Source organism: Achromobacter sp. 46006 (assembly GCF_059761975.1).
In genome coordinates, this window is record NZ_JCBANN010000111.1 from 1 (window position 1) to 6603 (window position 6603).

7 protein-coding genes are annotated in these 6603 nt (G+C 68.6%); 3 read left to right on the forward strand and 4 right to left on the reverse strand.

The window, feature by feature from the left end:
• Together AC6LKG_RS26135 and AC6LKG_RS26140 are read left to right on the forward strand one after the other, a co-directional pair.
• A partial coding sequence (locus AC6LKG_RS26135) for a c-type cytochrome (protein WP_498169823.1) occupies window positions 1-396 on the forward strand: 396 nt, incomplete at its 5' end.
• A 223-nt stretch (window positions 397-619) separates the two neighbouring features.
• Window positions 620-1936: an MFS transporter gene (locus AC6LKG_RS26140; protein ID WP_498169825.1), complete on the forward strand. Its 1317-nt coding sequence runs from the start codon at window positions 620-622 to the stop codon at window positions 1934-1936.
• Between the two features lie 39 nt (window positions 1937-1975).
• Here AC6LKG_RS26140 and AC6LKG_RS26145 read toward each other — a convergent pair whose 3' ends face one another.
• Window positions 1976-2443: a MarR family winged helix-turn-helix transcriptional regulator gene (locus AC6LKG_RS26145; protein ID WP_498169828.1), complete on the reverse strand. Its 468-nt coding sequence runs from the start codon at window positions 2441-2443 to the stop codon at window positions 1976-1978.
• A gap of 130 nt (window positions 2444-2573) precedes the next feature.
• The gene (locus AC6LKG_RS26150) at window positions 2574-4103 is read right to left on the reverse strand and encodes an MFS transporter (RefSeq protein ID WP_498169830.1); all 1530 of its coding nucleotides are present in this window, start codon (window positions 4101-4103) and stop codon (window positions 2574-2576) included.
• Window positions 4104-4241: 138 nt separating this feature from the next.
• Between AC6LKG_RS26150 and AC6LKG_RS26155 the strand changes: the two genes are divergently transcribed.
• Window positions 4242-5117, forward strand: a complete 876-nt coding sequence (locus tag AC6LKG_RS26155) for a LysR family transcriptional regulator (protein WP_498169831.1) — start codon at window positions 4242-4244, stop codon at window positions 5115-5117.
• A gap of 55 nt (window positions 5118-5172) precedes the next feature.
• Here AC6LKG_RS26155 and AC6LKG_RS26160 read toward each other — a convergent pair whose 3' ends face one another.
• Together AC6LKG_RS26160 and AC6LKG_RS26165 are read right to left on the reverse strand one after the other, a co-directional pair.
• Window positions 5173-5619 carry a universal stress protein gene (locus AC6LKG_RS26160; RefSeq protein ID WP_498169834.1) on the reverse strand — a complete coding sequence of 149 codons (447 nt, stop codon included), beginning with the start codon at window positions 5617-5619 and terminating at the stop codon, window positions 5173-5175.
• A gap of 133 nt (window positions 5620-5752) precedes the next feature.
• The gene (locus AC6LKG_RS26165) at window positions 5753-6439 is read right to left on the reverse strand and encodes a GntR family transcriptional regulator (RefSeq protein ID WP_498169837.1); all 687 of its coding nucleotides are present in this window, start codon (window positions 6437-6439) and stop codon (window positions 5753-5755) included.
• Window positions 6440-6603 lie beyond the last annotated feature (164 nt).

Here is a 6603-nt window from a genome sequence, read left to right on the forward strand (position 1 = left end):
GTGCCCGCGCCGGCCGGCACGGCCAGCGCCGCGGCCGCCGGCGAGGCCGTCACGCTGCGCCGCGCCAGCGGCGAGCGCATCTACCAGAATGCTTGTGCCGTCTGCCATGAAGCCGGCAGCGGTCCCACCCTGTTCGGCGCCAAGCCCTTGCTGGGCCAGAACACGAATCTGCATGCCGCATCGCCCGACAACCTGATCCAGGTGATCCTCAACGGCATCCAGGCTCCGGCCGATGACGCCCTGGGGTACATGCCGGGTTTCGGCAACAGCCTGGATGACAGGCAGATCGGCGATTTGATCGACTATTTGCGCGCGCGGTTCGCGCCGGAGGAAAAGGCTTGGCCAGTTGATACGACGACCATAGGCAGGCTGCGCCAGCACGCGCAGCCGCAGTAGGGCCTTTGCCCTAAGGGGAAAACGGGGTGGCGGACCGGTCCATGGCGGGCCGGCCGTGCCTCGCAATACAACATCCCGCGCATCGGTTTTGCATCGGCCGCTCCAGGGCGCCGAGGGGCGTCGCCGGGCCGCGCAAACGCGTGGTCCGGCCGCGATCCGAACCGTGGCAGGCGCCTTATCGGGGCAAGGGCCGCGCGCGTGGCACACAAAGGGAATCACGCATATGTCAGCTTCATTCATTACGGTGGAACAAGGCATCAAGACCGCCGGTGTCGGCAAGTTCCAGTACCGGCTGTTCATGATCTTCGGGCTGGTCTGGCTGGCCGACGCGATGCAGGTGCTGTCGATCGGCTTCAGCGCGCCATCGATTGCCCGCACTTTCGGCATCCCGGTGCCGCAGGCCTTGCAGACCGGCACCGCGTTCTTCGTCGGCATGCTGATCGGCGCCTTCGTCTTTGGCCGCCTGGCCGACCGTATCGGCCGCCGGCCGGTGCTGATGATGGCGGTGGTGATCGACGCCTGCGCCGGCGTGGCCTCGGCCTTCGCGCCCGAATTCGCCTGGTTGCTGCTGCTGCGCTTCGTCACCGGCATCGGTGTCGGCGGCACGCTGCCGGTGGACTACACCATGATGGCCGAGTTCCTGCCGAGCGAACGCCGCGGCCGCTGGCTGGTGCTGCTGGAATCGTTCTGGGCCCTGGGCACCATCTGCCTGGCATTGCTGGCGCTGGCGGCGCTGTCGTGGGGCGACGATGCCTGGCGCGTGATTTTCTTCGTCACCGGCCTGCCGGCGCTGATTGGCGTGGTGCTGCGCTTCTACATCCCCGAGTCGCCGATGTACCTGAACCGCAACGGCAAGTCGGGACAGGCGCGCAAGGTGCTCGAACGCGTGGCCCGCGTCAACGGGCGTCCGACCGACATCCCCGAGCTCAAGCCGGAACTGCATGAACGCAAGCCGTTGTCGGCGCTGTTCTCGAACGTGCTGCGCCGCCGCAGCATCGCGCTGTGCCTGGCCTGGGCGCTGATCTCCATCGCCTATTACGGCGTGTTCGTGTACCTGCCGATCAAGCTCAGCAGCCAGGGCTTTGCCTTCATGCGCGGGCAGGAATTCCTGGTGTTGCTGGCGCTGGTGCAGTTGCCGGGCTTCGCGCTGTCGGCCTATGGCGTGGAACGCTGGGGCCGCAAGCCCACGCTGATGGGGTTCCTGATCTTGAGCGCGGTGGGTTGCATGCTATACAGCTTCGGCACCTCCAGCTTCCTGGTGGTGGGCTCGACCCTGCTGATGAGCTTTGCGCTGCTGGGCACCTGGGGCGCGCTGTACGCCTTCACGCCCGAAGTCTATCCGACCGACCTGCGCGCCAGCGGCATGGGCCTGGCCGGCGCCGTGGCGCGATTCGGCGGCCTGTTCGCGCCGGCCATCATCGCGCCCATCATGGCCACCCACTTCACGCTGGCGCTGGCGGTGCTGGCCAGCATGCTGGTGGCGGCGGCCTTCGCCATCCGCGCGGTCGATGTCGAGTCGCGCAACCGCGCGCTGGACTGATCCGTCCACCCGGGCGGCCGCGCGCCGCCCGGCTGCGTTTCATTCGGCGCCGTCGCCTTCGATCATCTTGCGCAGCAGGAAGTCCAGCGCGAGGCGCTCGGCGGGGTTGAGCCTGCCGTAGGTGCTTTCGGTGATCTGCTGGGCGAAGGGCTCCATCTTGCGCACCAGTTCCTGGCCCACCGGGGTCAGGTTGATCACCACCTTGCGGCGGTCGTGCGGGTCGTGGTCGACCCGCACCAGCTCGCGCTGCTTGAGCCGGTCGACCACGCCACGCACCGTGGCCTGGTCGATGACGGTGGCCTTGACGATGTCCGCCAGCGAACTGCCCTGGTTGTCGCGCACCGAGCACAGCACCACGAACTGCGCCGCGGTCAGTTGCGAATCGGGGATGTACTGTTGGAACAGGGCGGTATGCCGTTGGTACACCCGCCGCAGCAGGTGCCCGATCTGGTCGGAGAACAAATAGCTGTCCTTGTCGGGAGCGGACTTGTCTTTCACATTTCGCATAAGCCTATCCGAAGCGGTGCCCTGGGCATGATGATCTATCTCAAAGGGAATGTCCGGAAGTGTACGGGGCTTGCCGCCTTTGTGCCGAGCGCAACCGGGTTTTCGGCGTCCCGGCCGGGACGCCGTCGGGTCAGCGCGCCGCGGCCGCGCGGGCCGGGCCGCGCAGGCGGTTCACCAGCACCAGCGCGGCAGTGCCCAGCAGCATGAGGGCCGCCGTGGCGATGACCACGGCGTAACCCGCGTCGAAGGCATCGCGCGCCAAGCGCGCCAGCGACGCGCCCAGCTCGCCGGACAGGCGTTGGGCCAGCACCAGCGCCTCGTCCAGGCTGTCGCGCGCCGCTGCCGCCGGTACGCCGGCCGGCACGTCCAGCCTATGCGCATAGACGCCCGACAGGATCGACCCCATCAGCGTCACGCCCAGCGCGCCGCCCAGTTCATACGACACTTCCTCGATCGACGCGGCCATGCCGGCGCGTTCGGGGGTGGCGCTTTGCATGATGGTGCTGGACGCGGCCGTCATGGTGGCGCCAATGCCCACGCCCAGCACGCACAGGCTGGCCATCTGCGTCGCCAGCGCGCCGTCATAGCTGAACAGGTAGCCGCCCATGCCCAGGCCGGACACCAGCAGCGCGACGAACAGCAGGCGCGTGCTGCCCACCTTCGGCAGCAGCCAGCCGGCCAGCGGACCGGCGATGAACGCCGCCAGCGGCAGCGGCAGGATGAAGAGCGCGGCCTCGAGCGGCGACATCTCCAGCACCAGTTGCAGGCGCTGGCTGAAGACCAGTTCCATGCCCAGCAGGGCAGCGGCCGCGAACAGCGCCGAGGCCACCGCCGAACTGAAGTTGCGGTTGCGGAAAATGGCGAAGTCGATCAGCGGATAGGGCCGCGCGCGCTGGCGCCGCGCGAAGAGCAACAGCATGACAGCGCCGCCGGCGCAGGCCAGCGCGGCGTCGGGCCAGGATGGCTGGGCGCGGCCCGGTTCCTTGAGCGCGTAGGCGATCAGGATCAGGCCGATCATCACCTGCAGCGAGCCGATCAGGTCCCAGGGGCGCTGGCGATCCGGCTTGCCGGCGGGAATGCAGCGGTGCGCCAGCGGCAGGGCCAGCAGCACGATGGGCAGGTTGATCAGGAACACCGAGCCCCACCAGAAATGCTCGAGCAGCAGGCCGCCGATGACCGGCCCGAGCGCGGCGCCGCCCGAGGCCACCGAAGCCCACACGCCGATGGCCACCGCGCGCTCGCGCTCGTCGGTGAAGGTCAGGCGCAGGATCGACAGCGTCGCCGGCATCATCATGGCCGCGCCCACGGCCAGCACCGCGCGCGCGCCAATCAGGGCCGCCGGATTGGGCGAATAGGCTGCCGCCAGCGAGGCCGCGCCGAACACCGCCAGGCCCATCATGAACAGGCGCTTGTGGCCAAGCCGGTCGCCCAGCGTGCCCATGCCCGGCAGCAGGCCGGACACCACCAGGGCGTAGATGTTGACGATCCAGAGCTTGGACGCGGCGGTCACGCCCAGTTCATGGGTGAGGCGGGGCAGGGCGGTATACAGCACCGTCATGTCCACCACGATCAGCAATAGGGCGCTGGAGACAACGGCCAGCACCAGCCAGCGGCCCGGGGCGGGCGCGGCGACAGCGAGGCAAGGATTGCGCTGCGTCATGGGTTTACTCCTGTAGCAGCCGGCATTTTCAATCTACATATCGCCAATAAAAAGTTCATATCCATCTATAAAATAGATAATTTGATGGGTCGCCTCCCGGCTGGCGGGGGGCGATGGGCGATCGCTTTGGGAGCAGCCATGCACTGGACCCTGGAACAACTGCGGCATTTCGTGGCGGCGGCCGACGCCGGCTCGTTCTCGGCGGCGGCGCGCCAGGTGGGCCGGGCGCAGTCGGCCGTCAGCACCTCGCTGGGCCTGCTGGAAGCCGACCTGGGCCTGGAGCTGTTCGACCGCTCGCGCCGCAATGCCACGCTGACGCCGGCCGGCTCGGTGCTGCTGCGGGAAGCGCGCGAGCTGCTGCGCCAGGCGGCCGGGCTGGAACAACGCGCCCTGTCGTTCGCGGCCGGCCAGCAGGCGCGCCTGAGCCTGGCGCTGGACGAGGCCTTGCCCGACCGCGTGCTCGGAGTGCTGGTCAGGGAGATATCGGCGCGCTTCCCGGCGCTGGAACTGAGCCAGTTGAATGGCACGGCCACGGAAGTGGCGGATTACGTGGCGCAGGGGCGCGCCAGCGTGGGCTTTCATTTCGACCGCGGCGACCCGGGCGCGGCCTTTGCCCACCGCTACCTGGGCGATGTCGGCCAGGGCATCTTCGTGGCGCGCGACCACCCCCTGGCCGCGCTGGCCGAGGTCACGCGCAATGACCTGGCGCGCCATCGCCAGTTGGTGATGCAGATGGAAGGGGTGGAGGATGTGGTGATGAGCCCCTCGGCCTGGCGTTCGGACAGCTTCTACAGTATCGCCGCCATGGCGGTGGACGGACTGGGCTGGGCCATCCTGCCGCTGAACATCGCCGAGTACGAGGGCTACCGCCAGGACCTGGCCAGCGTGCCGTGCGTCGGCCTGTCGCTGCCGCCGCTGTCGGTGCGCACGCTATGGCTGCAAGGCCGCACGCCGAACGCCACCGAGCGATGGATCCAGGATCGCATGGGGCAACTGCTGCACCCGGGCGCCTGAGGATCGGCGCCATGGCCGCGCGCCGATCCGGCTGGCGCGCGGCGGCCCGGCGCTGTCAGGCTTTCCTGCGGTACACGAGCACCGGCGTGGCCGAGTGCGCCAGCACCTTCTGCGTCTGGCTGCCCAGCACGACGGCGGCCATGCCGCGGCGCCCGTGCGAGGCCATGGCGATCAGGTCGCAGTGGCGCTCGCGGGCGGTGTCGATGATGGCCTGGTACGGGTCTTCGTGGGTGGCGCGCAGCGTTTCGCAGGGCACGCCGGCCTCGCGCGCCTGGGTGGCGGCGGCGCTGAGCAGTTGTTCGGCCTGGGCGCGGATCTGGTCCTGGTACTCGTTCAGGCTGTGGGCCACCTGCGCCGCGCCCATGGCGAAGACGTGGAAAGGTTCCTCGACCGTCAGGATGGTGGCCTTGGCGCCCAGCGACTTGGCCAGGTCGAGGCTCGCGACCAGGGCTTCCGAGGACAATCGCGAGCCGTCCGTGGGAATGAGAATGTGCTTGTACATGGTGTCTCCCGTGTTTGTGCGGCGGCCGCCACGACTTGTGGCGGTTACGTGACACTGTATCGGTCGGGAGAGCAGGGCGACTTGCGCGGAATCAAACCTTGCGCGTGGTCAAACGGCTGCGCGCGGTGCTGCGTCAGCTCAACAGCGCCGCGACCAGGTCGCCGCCGGCGCGGTCGCCTTCGCTGAAATCGAGCGCGGTCTGCACGTGTTTCAGGTGTTCGTCCATCAGCGCGCAGGCGCGTTCGACGTCGCCGGAGCGGGCGGCCTCGATGAACTCGTGATGCTCGCGCGACGAGCAACTGGCGTCGTGCGAGCTTTGGTACAGCACGGTGATCACGGCGCTGCGCGCCGACAGCTCGCGCAGCATGCCGGTCAGCACCGAGTTGCCGACGGCCTCGGCCAGCAGGATGTGGAAATCGCCCAGCAGGCGGTTGCGGGCCTGCACGTCGCCGCTGTCCAGCGCCGCGCGTTCCTCGGCCAGGTGCGCGTCGATGCGGCGGTAGTCGGCCGCCGTGGCGCGGGTGACGAACTCGCGCGCCAGCGCGGCCTCGAGGATGCGGCGCACCGCATATACCTCGCGCGCCTCGTTGGCGTCGGGTTTGCTGACGAAGGCGCCCTTGTCCGGCACGATATTGATCAGCTTGTCCTTGGACAGCATCAGCAGGGCCGCGCGGATCTTGGTGCGGCTGACCTTGTAGACGCGCGCCAGGGCTTCCTCGCGCAGGCGGGTGCCGGGCGGCAGCCGGTGCGCCACGATGGCGGCGGCAATGGCCTTGGCGATATCGTCGGCGCTGGGGTCGGCGGGAACTTCCTGGGTCATGGAGCGCGGGGCGGGAAGACTGTATGGGTAGCCAGTCTATCAAAATCCCGGACTGGCAACATTTATTGCATACGAAAATTGTTGGCTGTGTAGGCGCCTGCTGCCCCCGGCCGGTACGCCGACAAGCGCGCGTGCAAATAGAAAAAGGCGGGCCGGTCGCCGCC